We start from the raw sequence: 15,597 nt of genomic DNA on the forward strand, positions 1-15,597 counted from the left end.
GTGTTCCTGCGCTCCCCAATCTCGTCAGCAGCGTGTCATGAAGGATTCCACCTGACAAGCCACGGGAAGCACGCCATCGCCTCAATGCAGCGGCTCAATTGGCGGGACCGTACCGCCAAACCGTTCCATGGCGTCGGCGGCCGCAAGAAGGCGCCCGTCATGGAAGCGGTTGGCAATAAGCTGAACGCCGAGAGGCCCCGCACCATCGATGGAGATCGGGACGGAAAGTCCCGGCAGACCAAGGATCGGTGGCATCGTGGTCGGCGAGAGTTCTGTAAAGAAACGGTCGAACCAGGTCTTGTTCGTCTGGTCCGTGCCCACACGATACGGCTTGCGCCAGCAGACAGCCGTGAGCACGAGTGGATGCGTTTCAAAAAGCAACTGCCAGTCGCGCAAAAGCGTGCTTCGCTCGCCAGGGCCTGTAGGAAACCCGTCCGGTCCAGTTCTGGAACGCCTTCGCAAAACGCTTCCGCCGCATAGCGAATTGCAGCATCGCCGTTCTTTTCGATCTGGGTGAGAAGCCCACTGCGCATTTCGTTTATCATCACCATACGCCACAGATGAGCAGCCTCCGAGATCGACGGTATCGGCACCTCCTCCACCTGATAGCCAGCTTCACGCAATCGCTCCGCAGCCAGAAGGATCGCTTGCGCAACTTCCGGATCAACAGCACATTCCTCCGGGTCGGTAAACAATGCCACGCGGCAGGGTTTCTGCATTTCCGGTGAGGTCAAGTTCGGTGCCGGAACCTGCCAGACATCGCGTGGATCGTGACGGGACAGGGCCTCGATACCGAGAGACAAATCACTCGCCGAGCGCGCAAGCGGACCCTGAACCGCCATCATTTGCGATGCGATCATGCGCTCGGAAAGCTGAGAGGGGTTGTAGGAAGGCAGCAGACCCGATGACGGACGCAATCCATAGACGCCGCAACAATAGGCCGGATAGCGTATTGACCCGCCAATGTCGTTGCCGTGGGCAATCGTGCCGATACCGGCTGCCGCTGCCGAACCGGCTCCACCCGATGACCCACCGGGCGTTATGTCCTTGTCGTGCGGGTTGAGTGTGGCGCCATGCAAGGCGTTGTCTGTGAACCAGCGCATGGAGTAGCAGGGCGTGTTCGTCCGCCCGATAACAATCGCACCTGCGGCGCGCAGGTTGCGCACAACAGAACCGTCCTCCGGGGCGATGAGGTCAGCCTGGCTACGGACACCATTGGTCGTTGCCCTGCCTGCATAATCGACATTTATCTTAACGGTGACGGGGACCCCATGCAGAATGCCCGGAGCGTCGCCACGCGCGAGTGCATTATCAGCGGCGCGGGCCTCGGAGAGCGCGGCCTCAGGCAACGGATCCACTACGGCATTCAAATGCGGGTTTACGGCCTCCATCCGTGCAACCGCACTTTCTACGGCCTCTCTGGAGCTGACCCGCCTTTCCCTGATCGCCTTGGCAAGATCGCTGGCATTCCATGACCACAATTCATCATGCATCGTCGTCCTCCCCTTGCGATCTCGCCCCCAGACGCTCCATGAAATCTGCGCTGGGTGCCGTGGCTACGTCCCTTGCCAGCGCAGCCCTCACGCCCTTCCTGTCGGCTTCGGATTTGTCCTGATTGAACTTCAGTTTGCCTTCGATGCGATCGATCTCGATCTCCAGCCCGACAATGGCACGCAGTCTCGGCGCAATCATTTCCTCGGGCATGGTCTCGAACGACCAATCGCCATCCTGCGGACGCTCGTATCTGGCTATGGTTTTCTCAAGGATCTTCCGATTGATCTCGGGATCCTGATTCAGGCGCACTTTTCCGTAAACATGGATCGCTCCGTAGTTCCATGTGGGAAACGTACGCTGCATGTCGTACCAGTTGACGGAGACGAAAGCATTTGGCCCCTGAAAGATGATGAGCGCTTCGCCGCCAGCCTCGAAATGCCGCCATTGCGCGTTGTTCCTGGCAATATGGCTGGTCAGTATTCCGAGGTCTTTATGCCCGCCCGGCGCAAGCAGGAAGGGCAAGTGCGTAGCCAGCAAACCATCCTGACCGTGCGAAACGATCGTGGCGAAACTCCATTCACGCATCAAATCGTGCAGGAAGGCGGTGTCCTGCTCGCGATAGGAGGCAGGCGTATACATCAGCCGATCCTTTCGCGCAGCCAGTCTGCCGTTTCACCGATCGCCCGGCGGCTGACGGCCGCGATCGACATCGCTTCCAGAAAGCTGTGAACGGTGCCCGGATAGATGTTGTCGCAAACCTCGACACCGGCCTCGCGTAACGCCTTGGCCATGGCGACATTGTCATCATAAAGGACATCGTGGTCGGCGATCGCCATGAAGGCAGGCGGCAGGCCGGCCTTCTCGCCGCGTAAAGGGCTGGCTAGAGGGTCCAGCATGTCATCCGGCGTGCGGATATAGTTCATGGTGAACCACAGCATCATGTGTGTGCCAAGCACGTAGGCCCCATTGCCGAACTTCACGACGGAGTCCTTGGCAAACCCCAGATCGAAGGATCCATAGTTGAGAAGCATCGCGGCAGGCAGACGTTTGCCTGTATCGCGCCGTTTCATGCAGGTGGCGACTGTGAGATTGCCGCCGGCACTGTCTCCACCCATTGCCAGTTTGTCGAATGAAAAACCGAAGGTGGCGTCGTTTTGCTCCAGCCAGTCAAGCACCGCGTCGAGTTCGTGTATCGCTTGCGGAAACTTCGCCTCCGGTGCCCGCGAATAATCGATGCCCAGAACCGTGATGCCCGCAGCCTGAGCGTACTCGCGCATCAGCCGGTCATGGGTATCCACGCTGAACAACGTCCAGCCGCCGCCCGGAAGATAAAGCAACGCCCCATCACCCGACCGGTTCTTCGGATGATAGATGCGAAGCCTTAACGCCTCATAGGGTGTGGGAACCGCGAACTCTTCGACGGACGCCATGGTTGGCCCACCTTCAACCCATTGCGAACGCACAATTTCGGCCACTTTACGGGCCTCCGGCGGCGACATGCTTTCGCGCGGTGGAAATTTCTGGGATGCCGCTACGCCACGGCGGATGAATTCGGCGACCTCAGGGTCGAGAAGCGAAAGGGGATCGGTTGCAGACTTGATGCCCGGCTCGGTCGTCATGCGTGTATTCCTGTTCCTGTCGCGGTGATGTCCTGATCGGCAAAAAATTTGCGCCCCGGCACCGCAGCCAAAAGGCTGCGCGTGTAGTCTTCTGTCGGAGAGGAGAACAATGTCTCTGCAGGTGCATCCTCGACGATGCACCCGTTGCGCATCACGACAATCCTGTCCGCGATTTCGCGGGCAACGCGCAGGTCGTGCGTGATGAACAGCATCGTCAGACCCATTTGCGCTTTGAGATCCGACAGCAGTCTGAGCACCTGCGCCTGAACCGAAACGTCGAGCGCAGAAACGGCCTCGTCCGCGATCAGGAACTCAGGATCGAGAGCGAGGGCTCGGGCAATGCAAATCCGTTGGCGCTGGCCGCCTGAAAATTCATGCGGAAAACGATCAAACGCACTCGCATCCAGTCCAACGCGTTCAAGCCATTTCCTTGCCGTGGCCTCCGCCTCCCTGCGCGAGCTTCCGAACGCTATGGGACCACGGGCTATGCTGTCACCTACACGCAGTCGAGGGTCCAGAGACGCGTAGGGGTCCTGAAAAACGATCTGCGCGCGGCGGCGGTATTCCCGCAAAGCCACGCGCCCCATGCCTCGGACATCCTCTCCATTGAACAGAACCTGCCCGCTGTCTGCATCGATCAGCCGAAGTATCATCCGCGCGAGTGTCGATTTTCCAGAACCGCTCTCCCCGACCACGGCAAGGGTTTCCCCCTTGCTGATCGACAGCTCAAGCCCGGCAGCAGCATCGACGCGGCGATACTTGGCAAAAAGCCCCTGCTTCACGACGAATGTCTTGCGCAGGTCACTGATCTGCAGAAGCGCTGTTTTTTTCCCACCGCCTGCGCGCACATGACCACGACCGGGAACGGCATCCATGAGTTGGCGTGTGTAGGCATCACGCGGATTGTTCAGAATTTCACTCGCCGTACCCTGTTCGACCACTTTGCCGTGGCGTAGCACCACCACGCGATGCGCTATGTCGGCAACAACACCGATGTCATGGGTGATGAACAGAACACCCATGCCACGCTCAGCCTGCAGCGAACGAATGAGATCCAGAATCTGCCGCTGCGTGGTGACATCAAGGGCCGTTGTCGGTTCGTCGGCGATCAGAAGAGCCGGGTCGTTTGCCAGCGCCATGGCAATCATGACACGCTGCCGCTGGCCGCCCGAAAGCTGGAACGGAAAAGCGGATACCGCCGCTGCGGGATCGGGCAAACCGACCTGTGAGAAAAGCTCGATCACCCGCTGCGAAATGCTCTTTGCCGAAACATCGCTGCGGTGCGTGTAGATCGCTTCAGCCACCTGCTCGCCCACGCGCCGTAGCGGATTGAGAGCGGTCAACGGCTCCTGAAAGATCATGGCGAGGTCGGAGCCCCGAAGTCGTCTGATTTCGCCTGCGGGAGCCTGTGTCAGCTTCTTTCCATTGAAGACGATATCGCCATCCAGATACCGCACCTTGCGCGGCAGAAGGTCGAGGATCGCATGCGCGATCATCGACTTTCCCGAACCGCTTTCGCCCACCAGGCAGACAATCTCGTTGGGCCTGACATCGAGGCTGACAGCGTCCAGCGCCTTCTTTCGGTCTGCGCCTTCGGGCAAGGCCAGAGAAAGGCTCTGAATGGAAAGCAGTCCGCCGCTCATGATCTTGAAATCCTCGGATTGAGTGCGTCGTTAAGCGCTTCTCCGACCAGATTGATGGCGACCACCGTCACCAGAATGGCAATCCCCGGGAAGAAACTCATCCACCAGGCCTGACGGATAACCGTACGACCCGCCCCAATCATGTACCCCCATGACATGTGGTTGGGATCGCCAAGTCCCATGAAAGAAAGAGCCGCTTCGATCAGAATGGCCGATGCCACCGTCAGGGATCCGGTGACGATGATCGGCGAAATCGCATTCGGCAGAACATGGCGGAACATCACGGATAGTGGCGATTGCCCCTGGCAGCGTGCTGCCTGCACAAACTCTCGCTGGGTGACCGACATCACCTGCGCGCGCGCCAGGCGCGCAAGCGGCGGCCAACTGACAAGTGCAATCGCCACGATGATCGTGCCAAGCGAGGGCGACAGAATGGCCACGAAGAGGATCGCCAGAACAAAGCTCGGTATTGTCTGGAAAATTTCGGTGAACCGGACAATGACCGTATCGACGGTACCACCCGCATACCCAGCGACACATCCCAGCAACACGCCCACAAACAGCGCTGCAAGCGTGGAGACAATGCCGATAAGCAGAGAGACGCGGGCACCATGCATGACACCGCTGGCGATATCCCGACCGAGAGTGTCCGTTCCAAGAAGCATCCCGTTCTCACCGGGCGCGCTAAACGGAATGCCCGACATTTCCCACGGCGAAGCGGGATACAGAATCGGCGCGGAAACGGCCATCAGACAGCTGATTGCCAGCAAAAGCAGTCCTGCAATTCCCGTCGGGCGGCCAAGGAAAGTTTTCACAACATCCTTCATATCTGCCTGCCTTTACTGAGTCGCAATACGAGGATCGACCAAGCGATAGATGAGATCGGTGAGGAGATTGACGGCGATCACGAGGATGGACATGACGAGGAACAATCCCAGCAGCACCGGGTAGTCGCGCTGGGTCACGGCGTCGAACGTCAACCGGCCAAGTCCCGGCCATGAAAACACGGTCTCGACCACCACGGCGCCACCGATCAGCGCACCAACCTGCATCCCGGCCATCGTAACGACTGGCAACGCCGCATTGCGCAACATGTGCCTGCGCAGGATGGCGCCTTCCGCAACCCCCTTGGCGCGCGCTGTCTTCACGTGATCTTCCTGTGACACCTCGATGAGGGAAGAGCGCATGAGCCGGGTGTAGACCGCCATGTAAATGGCAGACAGTGTAACGGCCGGCAGGATCAGGTGACGCGCCACATCCAGAGCGTAGTTCCACGCCGAAAATCCGGAGGCGCGTATGTCGACATAACCAAACGCGGGCAACCACTCAAACTGGATGGAGAAGACGAGCACAAGCATCAGCCCCAGCCAGAAAACCGGCGTCGCATAGAGCAGCAGTGCCACCATCGAAATTGCCACATCCGACCATTTGCCGTGACGCCGCCCCGCAAGCGCTCCAAAAAAAACACCCCCGATCAATGAGAGAAAAAATGCGCTCAATGTCAGAACGAGGGTTGGGCCGAGCCGCTCAAGGATAAGATCTGAAACCTCCTGGCGTTGACGAAACGAATAGCCGAGATCGAATTGCGCGACCTTCAGCAGGTAGGTTCCGAGTTGCACGGGCCAGGGTTTGTCCAGGCCGTACTCCGCACGAATCTGCTTCAGAAAGGTTTCGTCCGCGGCACCGGATTGTCCGGCCATCACGGCAGCGGGGTCTCCCGGTGCCGCGTTGACCAGTGTGAAATTGATGACCGCGATGAGAAATATCGTCAGGACAATCCCGGCTATGCGGAATCCGATACGGAGTAAGATTTCCAACCTGCTTTACTCCGCATAGCGCGCGGCGGCGAAATTTCCGTTGACGCCGGTCGAAGTGGTGATGAGATTTTCGATCCGGGCGTCGTAAATGGTCGGATAGCGTTGCTCGGTGAGCCACAGCAGCGGCGCGTCCTCTACCAGAATCCGTTGAGCTTCGGAGTACAGTTCCTGACGCCTTGCATCCGAGGTCTCGACCGCCGCCTCGTCGAACAGCCTGTCGATATCGGGATTGGAATAGCCGGACGTGTTGGAGAACATCACCCCTTTGCGGATGTTGGAGGAGATGTAGGTGCGCGCGACACCAAGCGCAGGGTCGCCATACTGGTAAAGCATGTTGGTGGTGAGGTCGAAATCCCAATTCGAGATGGCCGACGCCCAGCCGCCAATATCATAACTGTCGAGAATCACCTCGATCCCGGCTGGCGCCACGGCCTGACGGAAATACTCCGCCGTGCGAACCCACATCTCGCCATAAGGCGCCACGGCAAAGCGCAGCGTGATGCGCTTTCCATCGCTGTCAGGCTTCAGACCGATCTCGTCCAGCAGGGCTGTCGCCTTCTCAACCGACAATTCATACTGTTTGACATCGCTTTCAAAGAAACGCGTCGTGGAGGCGATCGGACCCGTCGCCGGTTTCGCAAGCCCAAACATGATCCGTTCGGCAACGAATTTCTTGTCCGTCAGATGCATGAGCGCCTGCCGGAAGCGCTTGTCATTCATGGGCTCACGGCGGTTGTTGATCTCGATCCACAAGACAGGCGAGAACAACTCGTAGCCCTTGGTCGTCATCGTCAGATGGTCGAGCGCGGCGAGACGCTCCACGTCGAACGTCTCGATATCCATCCACTGCGCCAGCTGCGCCTCACCGGTTTCCATGGCAACCGCACGCGAAGCGGCATCCGGCACGATGCGATAGTAGATCTCGGTCAGATGCGGCTTTCCTTCCTGATAGTAGTCGGGGAAGGCCGTGAGATGAATATGCGAGCCACGCACCCATTCGCTGAATTTGAATGGGCCCGTGCCGACAGGCTTGTTGTTATAGGGGCTGTTCCGATAGTCCTGCCCTTCATAAAGATGCTTCGGCAAGATCGGCGCTGAAGAGGCCTCAAAGGCCAGAATAAAAGGCGCAAACGGCTCCTTCAGAGTGAAAACAACCGTGTGGTCGTCACGCGCCTTGATGCTCTCGCACCGATCGAAATTTGCGCGCGCTCTCGGATGGACCTCCATGAGAAGATTGGCGCAGGAGAACACAACATCGGCGGCCGTAAAAGGCTCGCCATCGTGCCACTTGGCATTCTTCACAAGCCTGAAGGTATAGGTTTTCCCGTCTTCGGAGATCTCCCAGCTTTCGGCCAGTTGCGGCATTGGCTGAAGATCGAAATCGTAGCTGAGAAGGCTTTCAAATATTTTGCCGCCGACGACACCTGTCGGCGTCTGCTGGTTCAGGGCGAGATTGAGAATTGGCGGTTCCGGCTGGAGGATTGCTGTCAGCCCGCCGTCGCGGTGCTGGGCAAGCGCACGCGGCGCGGGCGAAACGCCAAAGGCCGCCAGTGCCCCACACGCCAAGAGCATTTTATTGAAGTCGCGCCGTTCCATTCCACCCCTCCACTTTGTGTTTCTTGTACCCTGCATGTCCCGCTGGCTCGCCAGCGGCGAGAACACCTGCCTCCCGGCACATATCTGCAGCGTCCGATCATAGTGTTGTCGTGCTGATAAATTTTCTCGCGCGAACAGGCCAACCATTGCCGAGAATGGGCCAGAGAGGGCAGGTTGGCCTGATTGCGATAGTCATTTGCCCGCATGAGAGAGGCAAGGGCGCTCCTCTTTGCCAAAAGAGCCCCGTTGGGGTTTGCGCGCATTGAGGGTATGTCTTTATGGATATTGCGATAGTGTCCCGCCTTGGGAAGCTGGAGTTTATGGCGCAGGCCTTGTCAGAAGCTCTGCCGGAAGCGCGGTTCTTTCATTGGCCCGAACCCGAAGCACTGAGTGCCGATATCGCCCTGTGCTGGGCTCCCGAACCGGGTGTTCTGGCACGCATGCCAAACCTCAGACTGATCCACTCGATCGGCGCTGGTGTGGACAGCATTCTCGCAGACCCGCATCTTCCGCCCGTACCCATCTGCCGCATTCGTGATGAGGGACTGGCCCGTGCGATGGCGGATTACGTTCTTTGGAGCGTTCTTTATTTCCACCGGCAGTTCGACCGCGTTATCGTCAATGCCGGGCAGCATATCTGGCATCGTTACGAACAAAGGGCCCGGGAAAAAATGCGTGTCGGCATCATGGGCCTGGGCAGCATTGGTTCTGAAGTGGCCAGTGTGCTGAGCCAGCACGGTTATCCGGTATCAGGGTGGGCACGTTCCAGGAAGGATATGCTGGTGTTGACGTCTATGCCGGCGATGCGGAACTGCCGAATTTCCTCGAAAGTGCAAATGTGCTGGTCTGCCTGCTTCCGCTGACGGCTGAAACTGAGGGCATCCTGAATCACAGGCACCTCTCAATGCTGCCTGAAGACGCTTCGCTCATCCTTTGCAGCCGCGGCGAACACCTTGTGGTCGAAGACCTTCTGGAGCTTGTAAAGTCAGGGCACGTGCGCGGCGCTATTCTCGATGTCTTCACCAGCGAACCCCTGCCAGCCTGTTCGCCGCTCTGGAGTACGCCCGGCATACTTGTTACTCCGCACATGTCCGGCCTCGCAAAACCGCGCGATATTGCCTCCCAGATAGCTGAAAACATCGCCCGGCTTGAGCGTGGGGAAACGCCGCACAGCGTCATCGATCCTTCCGTGGGGTATTGATGGTTGTTGTGTGGTGAAGGCGACCTTGCGGCAAAACCAAGTTTTGATGGCATCCGTTTGGCAAAGCTCGTTTCTTGAAGTACTGAACCGGGCCGGTTTCGCTGGAGGTCATTTGGTTTAAGCTGTGCGGCCACGATCGCTTGATCCAGCGTGGCGTAATACTGTTCCTCCGCTTCGGCCGGAGGGATGTTTCCCGTGGGCTCCTGGTCACGCCGGTGGTTGGACCGGTCGGCCCGTTCGAGTGTTGCGAACTCGACGGCTTCGAAGTTGTGTCGATAGCAGTCAGTGGTTGTATTTTTCGGCAGACTGGCGCGGTTCATGACTTATTTTTAACCGACTATCTAATCGGAATTGCAGATGATGGAGATGCATATACCTTTAGCCTGATTCCAGCGGCAGGGAGCGAAGACGAAGGATATGGGCAGGGGTGTTGTGGGAAACGGTTGTCTCGACAGCAGCCGCCAGCGATCTGGCAATTGTGTCTTCGAAGAGTTTCCGCAGATCACGGGGCCGCGTCTGGCGACGCGTCTGGGCGGCGTCACTCATGTTTCCCGCCCGCCCGGTTCACTGGTCATCCCCAGAAGCAGGCACAATCTCATCAGCGTCCATCTTGGGCCTGTGCCTGGGATGCAGGTCGCGGTCGGATCCGACAGGCTGATGGTGTTTGACGCAGTTCCCGGCACAATCCTGATTGCGCCGGCAGGGGCGAGTGTCAGAAGCTCCTGGCCCTGTGCAAGGGAAAGCATCACGGTGATTTTGCCGGAAGCCGGTGTTGCGGAACTGCTCGCTGAGGAAGCAGGTCGTGGTATCGCCGGTTTCTCTCCACTGCCGCTTGGAACGACGGACGGATGGGTGCTGACCATTGCCGAGCAGCTTCGGACCGAGCTCGCAGATGCTCGGCAACCGAACGAACTCCTGGTTGAATCATTGATCGCGGTTCTCGGCGTTCATCTGCTGCGAAATCAAAGTGGCAACAACAGGACGACCTGCACCGCAAACGGCGGGCTTTCGAAAAAGCAGATAAAGCTGGTGACGGATTATCTAGAAGATAATTTTGCCAGCAAAATATCTGTTGCGGACCTGGCTGCAATTGCCGGATTATCCCGGCACTATTTCATTCAGGCCTTCGCGCGGAGTTTTGGGAAAACGCCACATGGTTACGTTATCGATCGTCGGCTAAATTTTGCCGAAGAACTGATATTAAAAGGCGATCATTCCATCGCAAATATTGCTTATCTGAGCGGTTTTTCCAGCCAAAGTCATTTGACGGCAACAATGCGTAAGAATCGCAACAGAACGCCGATGCAACTACGGGGGTCTCGTTAAGGCCATATTCACCTAGAGATTTTGTCTCCCTATCCATGAAAGCTATTTCCTGAAAAGAAACACAGTTTTTTGAAAGACAAGGCGGCTAATATTGATGCCCACTGCCGGCGCGATTTGTTCGGGTTGGTCAGCTCTTTCTGAAACTGCGGCGCTAGATTTTCGTTACAGGAAACGCGACCAGGGCCCGAACCACAACGTTCGAGGGGCCCCGACCATGCGAAAGCTGTCTTCGCCGACGGTGGAATTGCGCGCATTCTACTTGCGTGGCGATTTGCTTTTAAACAAATTGCATGGCTGCTTGATCGCAGCATTTCTGGTTGTGTTTGCGTGGGCCTTCATGGGGAGCACCGACGCGCAGGCTCAATCACAGCCGGCATTTCCGGGGTGTACCGCCGATACTTATCTGGCGCAGTATTCCAACACCAGGCTGTTCAGCTTCGATACCTCGGTCAATCCGTTCATCGTCAACCCGATCGGCCCCGCCTCGGGGATGACGTATAACGCAATCGGCTTCAATCCTGCCGATAACTACATTTATGCGCTTAGATCTACAAACCTTCTCAGGATCGGCAGTGATGGCAGTGTACGGGATTTAGGTCCGATTTCCGGACTCCCTTCAGGCTCGATCGCCGGTGAGTTTGGTCCTGGCGGGGCATATTACGTCGCCCAAGCTTGGAGAATTTATAGGATCAACGTCAATACAAGGACAGCGACATATAAGACGCTGACACAGCGTGTCGTTGCACACGATCTTGCTTGGCATAATGGGCTTCTTTACACCGCCGCGAACAACAACGGTCCCTTACGCTCCATAGACCCCAACACCGGTACTGTGACCGATATCGGCAACACAGGCGTTTCCAACAGTGGCTTCGGCGGCATGTTCGGCGCACCAAATGGTGTTTTCGGTGCCAGCAATGACGGTGGGTTTTATCAGTTCAACCTGAACACGGGTAAAGCCACACTGATTTCCGACCTGCAGGGCTCCGGCAACAATGACGGCGCCAAGTGCCCCACAGCTCCTTTTGCATATGCTGCAGATCTCGAAATCACCAAAGATAATGGGCGGACAGTCTACACATCAGGAGACACGACCTACACGATTACGGTGACCAACAAGGGGCCGTTCGGCGTACAGGATGCCGTTGTGCGCGATCCACTGCCTTCCGGCATCACCGTTGCCAACTGGACCTGCACCGCGAACGGAAGCGCGACATGCGATGCTGCGTCCGGTGCGGTCGCAAACGGCAACGCCATCGATGATGCTCTGGTGAGCATCCCGGCTGGTGACAGCGTTGTCTTTTCGCTCACGCTCAACGTTCCCGCCTCCCAGAGAGGCGATCTGACCAACACCGTTACCGTCATCAGTCCTTCGGCTTCCCCGGACCCTGATCCGAGCAACAACACGGCTTCCGACACGGACATTTCCCGTCCGGTCCTGACACTTGAAAAGAATGTCGTGAACGACGATGGCGGAACGCTCAGCGCTTCGGACTTCACGCTTAACGCTAGCGGTCCATCGAATATTTCCGGCCGAAGTGGCGATGCAACCGTGACGAATGTGCCGGTCACTGCCGGCACCTACACGCTCGGTGAAGTGGCCGTACCAGGCTATTCGGCCAGCGATTACAGCTGTGTGATCAACAGCGCGGCGCCTGTCTCGGGCAACACGATAACGCTCGCCAATGGCGACGCAGCGATCTGCACGATCACGAATGACGACGATGCGGCGACCCTCACACTGCGCAAGACCGTGGTGAACAATGACGGCGGAACGAGCGGTATCGCGGACTTTACGCTGACGGCTTCGGGCCCGACCAACATTTCAGGCGTGACCGGAGATCCGTCTGTCACGGCGTCCTCCGTTCCGGCCGGCACCTATACGCTGGGTGAACTCGCAGTGGCCGGTTATTCCGCCGGCACCTATCGCTGTTCGATCAACGGTGCGGCAACGGTGGTGAGCAACAGTCTGACGCTTGCCAGTGGCGCCGCCGCGATTTGTACCATCACCAATGACGATATCCCGCCGGCGGTGACGATTGGAAAGGCGCTTGTGGGGGAAACCGGGGCGCAGCCCGGCACGCCGGAACCCGGTGAGACACTGACCTATGAGATCACGCTGACCAACACGGGAGGTCAAGCCTCCAACTATGACGTTGTCGACGTTCTGGACAGCAAGGTCACCTTCTCGTCCGCGGATAACGGTGGTGCGCTTGTCGGCAGTGAGGTCCGCTGGGCCGGACTGACGGTGCCGGCGCAGGACGCAGGCACACCCGGCGTGCTGGTGTTGACAGTCAGTGTTGTCGTCAATGCTCTTTCGCTGGGCGATCAGGTCGCCAATCTTGCAAAGCGGCCCGGCGATCCGGATCCTGCCTGTCCGTCGGCGCAGTGCGTGGTCATCCCGCCTCCGCCCCATATCGAGATTGAGAAAACGCTGGTCGGCGAAAGTGGCAGTTTTGACGGTGTGGCGGAGCCATCCGAGCAACTGACCTATCAGATAATGCTGACCAATCAGGCAGTGCCACATCGACCTATGCGCTTCGTGACCGTCTTGACGTCAACACGACATTCGTCTCTGCCACCAATGGCGGGTTGCATTCTGGCGGCAGCCCGAACGGGGGGCAGGTGGACTGGACCAATCTCGCCGTTCCTGGCGCCAGCGGCGGCGTGCCCGGCACACTCGCGCTGCAGGTCGTGGTCGATGTCGCAGCGTCGCTGCCGGTGGGTACGACGCGCATCACCAACATCGCCTTCGATCCGGGCGAGCCGGAGCCGGCCTGTCCGTCGCTGCAATGTGCCACTGTGCCGACCGCAGGTGATGTTTCCGTTGCCAAATCGCTCGCCGGCGAGAACGGAACGCAGCCGAACGTCGCCGAGCCCGGCGAGCAGCTGACCTATGAGATCACCCTCACCAACAGCGGTGGCGCTCCCGTCAATTATTCTGTCGACGATGTGCTCAGCCCGCACACCAGTTTCGTCAGCGCCTCGCCCGTGGGCGCTCTCAATGGCGGCACCTACACGTGGTCAGGCCTGACAGTGCCGGCGCATGATGGCACGAATGCCGGCGAACTTGTCCTGTCCATCACGGTCGAAGTCGCGGATCCACTGCCGGACGGCACCGTGTCCTTGACCAACATTGCCAAGGAGACGGGAACCCCGGACCCAGCCTGCCCCTCCGATCAGTGCGTCACATTGCCGGCGGCACCAAACGTTTCCATGAGCAAGACCCTGACGGGTGAAAGTGGCAGTCTGCCAGGCACCGTGGAAGCGGGTGAACGTCTCACTTACACGATCACCCTGACCAATCAGGGCGGCGAGGCGTCCAATTTTGCGGTCGAGGATTATTTCGATCCGAACACGATCTTCGTCAATGCGAGCAATGGCGGCCAGCTATCTGGCGACCACATTGCCTGGTCGGGCCTGACGGTTCCCGCGCACGATGGCGTCAACCCCGGTCAACTGGTGTTGACCGTGCAGGTGGATGTCGCCGACCCGCTGCCAAACGGTGTCCCCAGTGTCTCCAACATCATCAAGGAACCTGGCGCTCCTGATCCCGTCTGTCCGTCCGCACAGTGCGTGGTGACGCCGACCGAGGGGGCCGTCACCATTATGAAGGAACTCGTGGGCGAAACCGGTTCCCAGGTCGGCGTGGCGGAACCCGGCGAGACGCTGACCTATAACATCACACTGACAAACACCGGCGGTGAAGCGACAGGCTATGCCGTGCAGGACGTACTTGATCCCAATACGACTTTCGGTTCCGCTTCGAATGGTGGCGTCGACAACGGGACGACGATTGACTGGAGCGGGCTGACGGTTCCAGCCTATTCGGGAGGAGCGCCTGGAACGCTCGTGCTGACGGTGGCGGTCCGGGTGGTGGACCCGTTACCGGCCGGTGTCTCGCAGGTTTCCAATATTGCAAAGAAGCCAGGGGACCCTGATCCCGTCTGCCCCTCCAGCCAGTGCGTGATTACGCCGTCTGCGAACGTTGTGACGATTGCCAAGCGCTCGTCGGTGAGGGCGGGGCTCTAGCCGGCATGGCCGAGCCCGGTGAGACGCTCACCTATGAAATCACCCTGTCGAATGACGGAGGCGCGGCAAACAATTACGCGCTTCAGGATGTGCTCGATCCCAACACGGTCTTTGTCTCGGCCACCAATGGCGGGGTCGACAACACCACGACGATCGACTGGAGCGGGCTCACCGTGCCTGCCCATGATGGTGCAAATCCCGGTACGCTAGTTCTCACGGCTGAAGTTCGTGTTGCAGACCCGCTGCCGACGGGTGTCACCGAGCTGCGCAACATTGCCAAGCAACCGGGGGATCCAGACCCCTCCTGTCCCTCGAACCAGTGTGTTGTGACACCGGCACAGGACGCAAGGCTGGTGCTTGCGAAGACCGGTGCCTATGAGGACAGCAATGGCGATGGTGTCGCAAGCGTTGGTGATCTGATCCGCTACACTTTCACTGTTCGAAACGACGGCAATGTCGAACTTCAGGATGTTGCGCCGGTCGACAACGGGCCGACATTCGGCGGTAAGGCCGGCGCTGGCACCCTTTCGAGCTATACGCCGAACAGGGCGACACTGACGCCGGGCGGCGAGCAGGTCTTTACCGCCACCTATGCCCTGACACGGCCGGATATCGATCTGGCTGCGGGGTTGACCGATGCGGTGGAGAACAAGGCGGTTGCCCGCGGTTATGCCAACGGCAGTGTTGTGAGCGGTCAGCCAGTGGATTCCAATGAGAGTGCGTCTCTGCTGGCGCTGCCGGCGGCCACCAGCACGGTGTCGGTGGAAAAAGTCGCGCTGCTGCATAGCATACGCCGCGGCGAGCAGGCCCCGTTCGTAATCCGGCTCACCAATCACTCCGGTTCAGTCGTCACCGGTCTCACAGTCACA

At 58.8% G+C, this 15,597-nt stretch carries 13 protein-coding genes and 1 pseudogene; 6 read left to right on the forward strand and 8 right to left on the reverse strand.

What is annotated here, in order from left to right:
• Positions 1–35: 35 nt before the first annotated feature.
• Genes JCM21793_RS25195 through JCM21793_RS10100 form a run of 7 tightly spaced genes read right to left on the reverse strand, consistent with a single transcriptional unit; the run spans position 36 to position 8,169 of the window.
• Positions 36–1,493 (reverse strand): amidase, encoded by a 1,458-nt coding sequence (locus JCM21793_RS25195; RefSeq protein ID WP_244439718.1) that lies wholly within the window; start codon positions 1,491–1,493, stop codon positions 36–38.
• The gene (locus JCM21793_RS10075; RefSeq protein WP_025030278.1) at positions 1,486–2,133 is read right to left on the reverse strand and encodes an FMN-binding negative transcriptional regulator; all 648 of its coding nucleotides are present in this window, start codon (positions 2,131–2,133) and stop codon (positions 1,486–1,488) included. The genes JCM21793_RS25195 and JCM21793_RS10075 overlap by 8 nt, the downstream gene beginning before the upstream one ends.
• The gene (locus JCM21793_RS10080; protein ID WP_081784680.1) at positions 2,133–3,113 is read right to left on the reverse strand and encodes an alpha/beta hydrolase; all 981 of its coding nucleotides are present in this window, start codon (positions 3,111–3,113) and stop codon (positions 2,133–2,135) included. Before JCM21793_RS10080 ends, JCM21793_RS10075 begins: the two co-directional genes overlap by 1 nt.
• Positions 3,110–4,756, reverse strand: a complete 1,647-nt coding sequence (locus JCM21793_RS10085; protein WP_025030280.1) for an ABC transporter ATP-binding protein — start codon at positions 4,754–4,756, stop codon at positions 3,110–3,112. The genes JCM21793_RS10080 and JCM21793_RS10085 overlap by 4 nt, the downstream gene beginning before the upstream one ends.
• Positions 4,753–5,583 carry an ABC transporter permease gene (locus tag JCM21793_RS10090; protein WP_025030281.1) on the reverse strand — a complete coding sequence of 277 codons (831 nt, stop codon included), beginning with the start codon at positions 5,581–5,583 and terminating at the stop codon, positions 4,753–4,755. Before JCM21793_RS10090 ends, JCM21793_RS10085 begins: the two co-directional genes overlap by 4 nt.
• 12 nt (positions 5,584–5,595) lie before the next feature.
• A complete protein-coding gene (locus JCM21793_RS10095; protein ID WP_025030282.1) occupies positions 5,596–6,573 on the reverse strand; it encodes an ABC transporter permease in 978 nt (325 codons plus the stop codon).
• 6 nt (positions 6,574–6,579) lie between these two features.
• Positions 6,580–8,169, reverse strand: a complete 1,590-nt coding sequence (locus JCM21793_RS10100) for an ABC transporter substrate-binding protein (protein WP_025030283.1) — start codon at positions 8,167–8,169, stop codon at positions 6,580–6,582.
• Between the two features lie 320 nt (positions 8,170–8,489).
• Here JCM21793_RS10100 and JCM21793_RS30915 point away from each other — a divergent pair, with 320 nt between their 5' ends.
• Entirely contained in the window at positions 8,490–9,032 is a 543-nt protein-coding gene (locus JCM21793_RS30915; protein WP_280113506.1) for an NAD(P)-dependent oxidoreductase, read from the forward strand.
• Complete coding sequence (locus JCM21793_RS30920) at positions 9,008–9,370, forward strand: NAD(P)-dependent oxidoreductase (RefSeq protein WP_280113507.1); 363 nt, start codon at positions 9,008–9,010, stop codon at positions 9,368–9,370. The genes JCM21793_RS30915 and JCM21793_RS30920 overlap by 25 nt, the downstream gene beginning before the upstream one ends.
• Before the next feature lie 125 nt (positions 9,371–9,495).
• Here JCM21793_RS30920 and JCM21793_RS31455 read toward each other — a convergent pair.
• Positions 9,496–9,639, reverse strand: a pseudogene (locus JCM21793_RS31455) (IS3 family transposase); the annotation flags it as partial.
• Positions 9,640–9,787: 148 nt separating this feature from the next.
• On the opposite strand from JCM21793_RS31455, the gene JCM21793_RS25205 reads away from it, so the two are divergent.
• From JCM21793_RS25205 to JCM21793_RS25210, 4 genes are all read left to right on the forward strand, one after another.
• On the forward strand, positions 9,788–10,696 hold the full coding sequence (locus tag JCM21793_RS25205) for a helix-turn-helix transcriptional regulator (protein WP_025030284.1): 909 nt from the start codon (positions 9,788–9,790) through the stop codon (positions 10,694–10,696).
• A 298-nt stretch (positions 10,697–10,994) separates the two neighbouring features.
• Positions 10,995–13,589 (forward strand): DUF6923 family protein, encoded by a 2,595-nt coding sequence (locus JCM21793_RS10115; protein WP_162175220.1) that lies wholly within the window; start codon positions 10,995–10,997, stop codon positions 13,587–13,589.
• Positions 13,499–14,728 carry a DUF11 domain-containing protein gene (locus tag JCM21793_RS10120; protein WP_025030286.1) on the forward strand — a complete coding sequence of 410 codons (1,230 nt, stop codon included), beginning with the start codon at positions 13,499–13,501 and terminating at the stop codon, positions 14,726–14,728. Before JCM21793_RS10115 ends, JCM21793_RS10120 begins: the two co-directional genes overlap by 91 nt.
• Before the next feature lie 5 nt (positions 14,729–14,733).
• Positions 14,734–15,597, forward strand: an 864-nt coding sequence (locus tag JCM21793_RS25210) for a CLIPPER-2 domain-containing protein (RefSeq protein ID WP_036540096.1), incomplete at its 3' end; no start/stop codon positions are given.

Source organism: Nitratireductor aquibiodomus NL21 = JCM 21793, assembly GCF_000615975.1.
GTDB classification, from domain to species: Bacteria; Pseudomonadota; Alphaproteobacteria; order Rhizobiales; family Rhizobiaceae; genus Nitratireductor; species Nitratireductor aquibiodomus.

Bases quoted from the DNA above. Each gene is read 5' to 3' on its own strand.
- JCM21793_RS25195 (WP_244439718.1), bottom strand. From the start codon at position 1,493: ATGCATGATGAATTGTGGTCATGGAATGCCAGCGATCTTGCCAAGGCG.
- JCM21793_RS10075 (WP_025030278.1), bottom strand. From the start codon at position 2,133: ATGTATACGCCTGCCTCCTATCGCGAGCAGGACACCGCCTTCCTGCAC.
- JCM21793_RS10080 (WP_081784680.1), bottom strand. From the start codon at position 3,113: ATGACGACCGAGCCGGGCATCAAGTCTGCAACCGATCCCCTTTCGCTT.
- JCM21793_RS10085 (WP_025030280.1), bottom strand. From the start codon at position 4,756: ATGAGCGGCGGACTGCTTTCCATTCAGAGCCTTTCTCTGGCCTTGCCC.
- JCM21793_RS10090 (WP_025030281.1), bottom strand. From the start codon at position 5,583: ATGAAGGATGTTGTGAAAACTTTCCTTGGCCGCCCGACGGGAATTGCA.
- JCM21793_RS10100 (WP_025030283.1), bottom strand. From the start codon at position 8,169: ATGGAACGGCGCGACTTCAATAAAATGCTCTTGGCGTGTGGGGCACTG.
- JCM21793_RS30915 (WP_280113506.1), top strand. From the start codon at position 8,490: ATGGCGCAGGCCTTGTCAGAAGCTCTGCCGGAAGCGCGGTTCTTTCAT.
- JCM21793_RS25205 (WP_025030284.1), top strand. From the start codon at position 9,788: ATGGGCAGGGGTGTTGTGGGAAACGGTTGTCTCGACAGCAGCCGCCAG.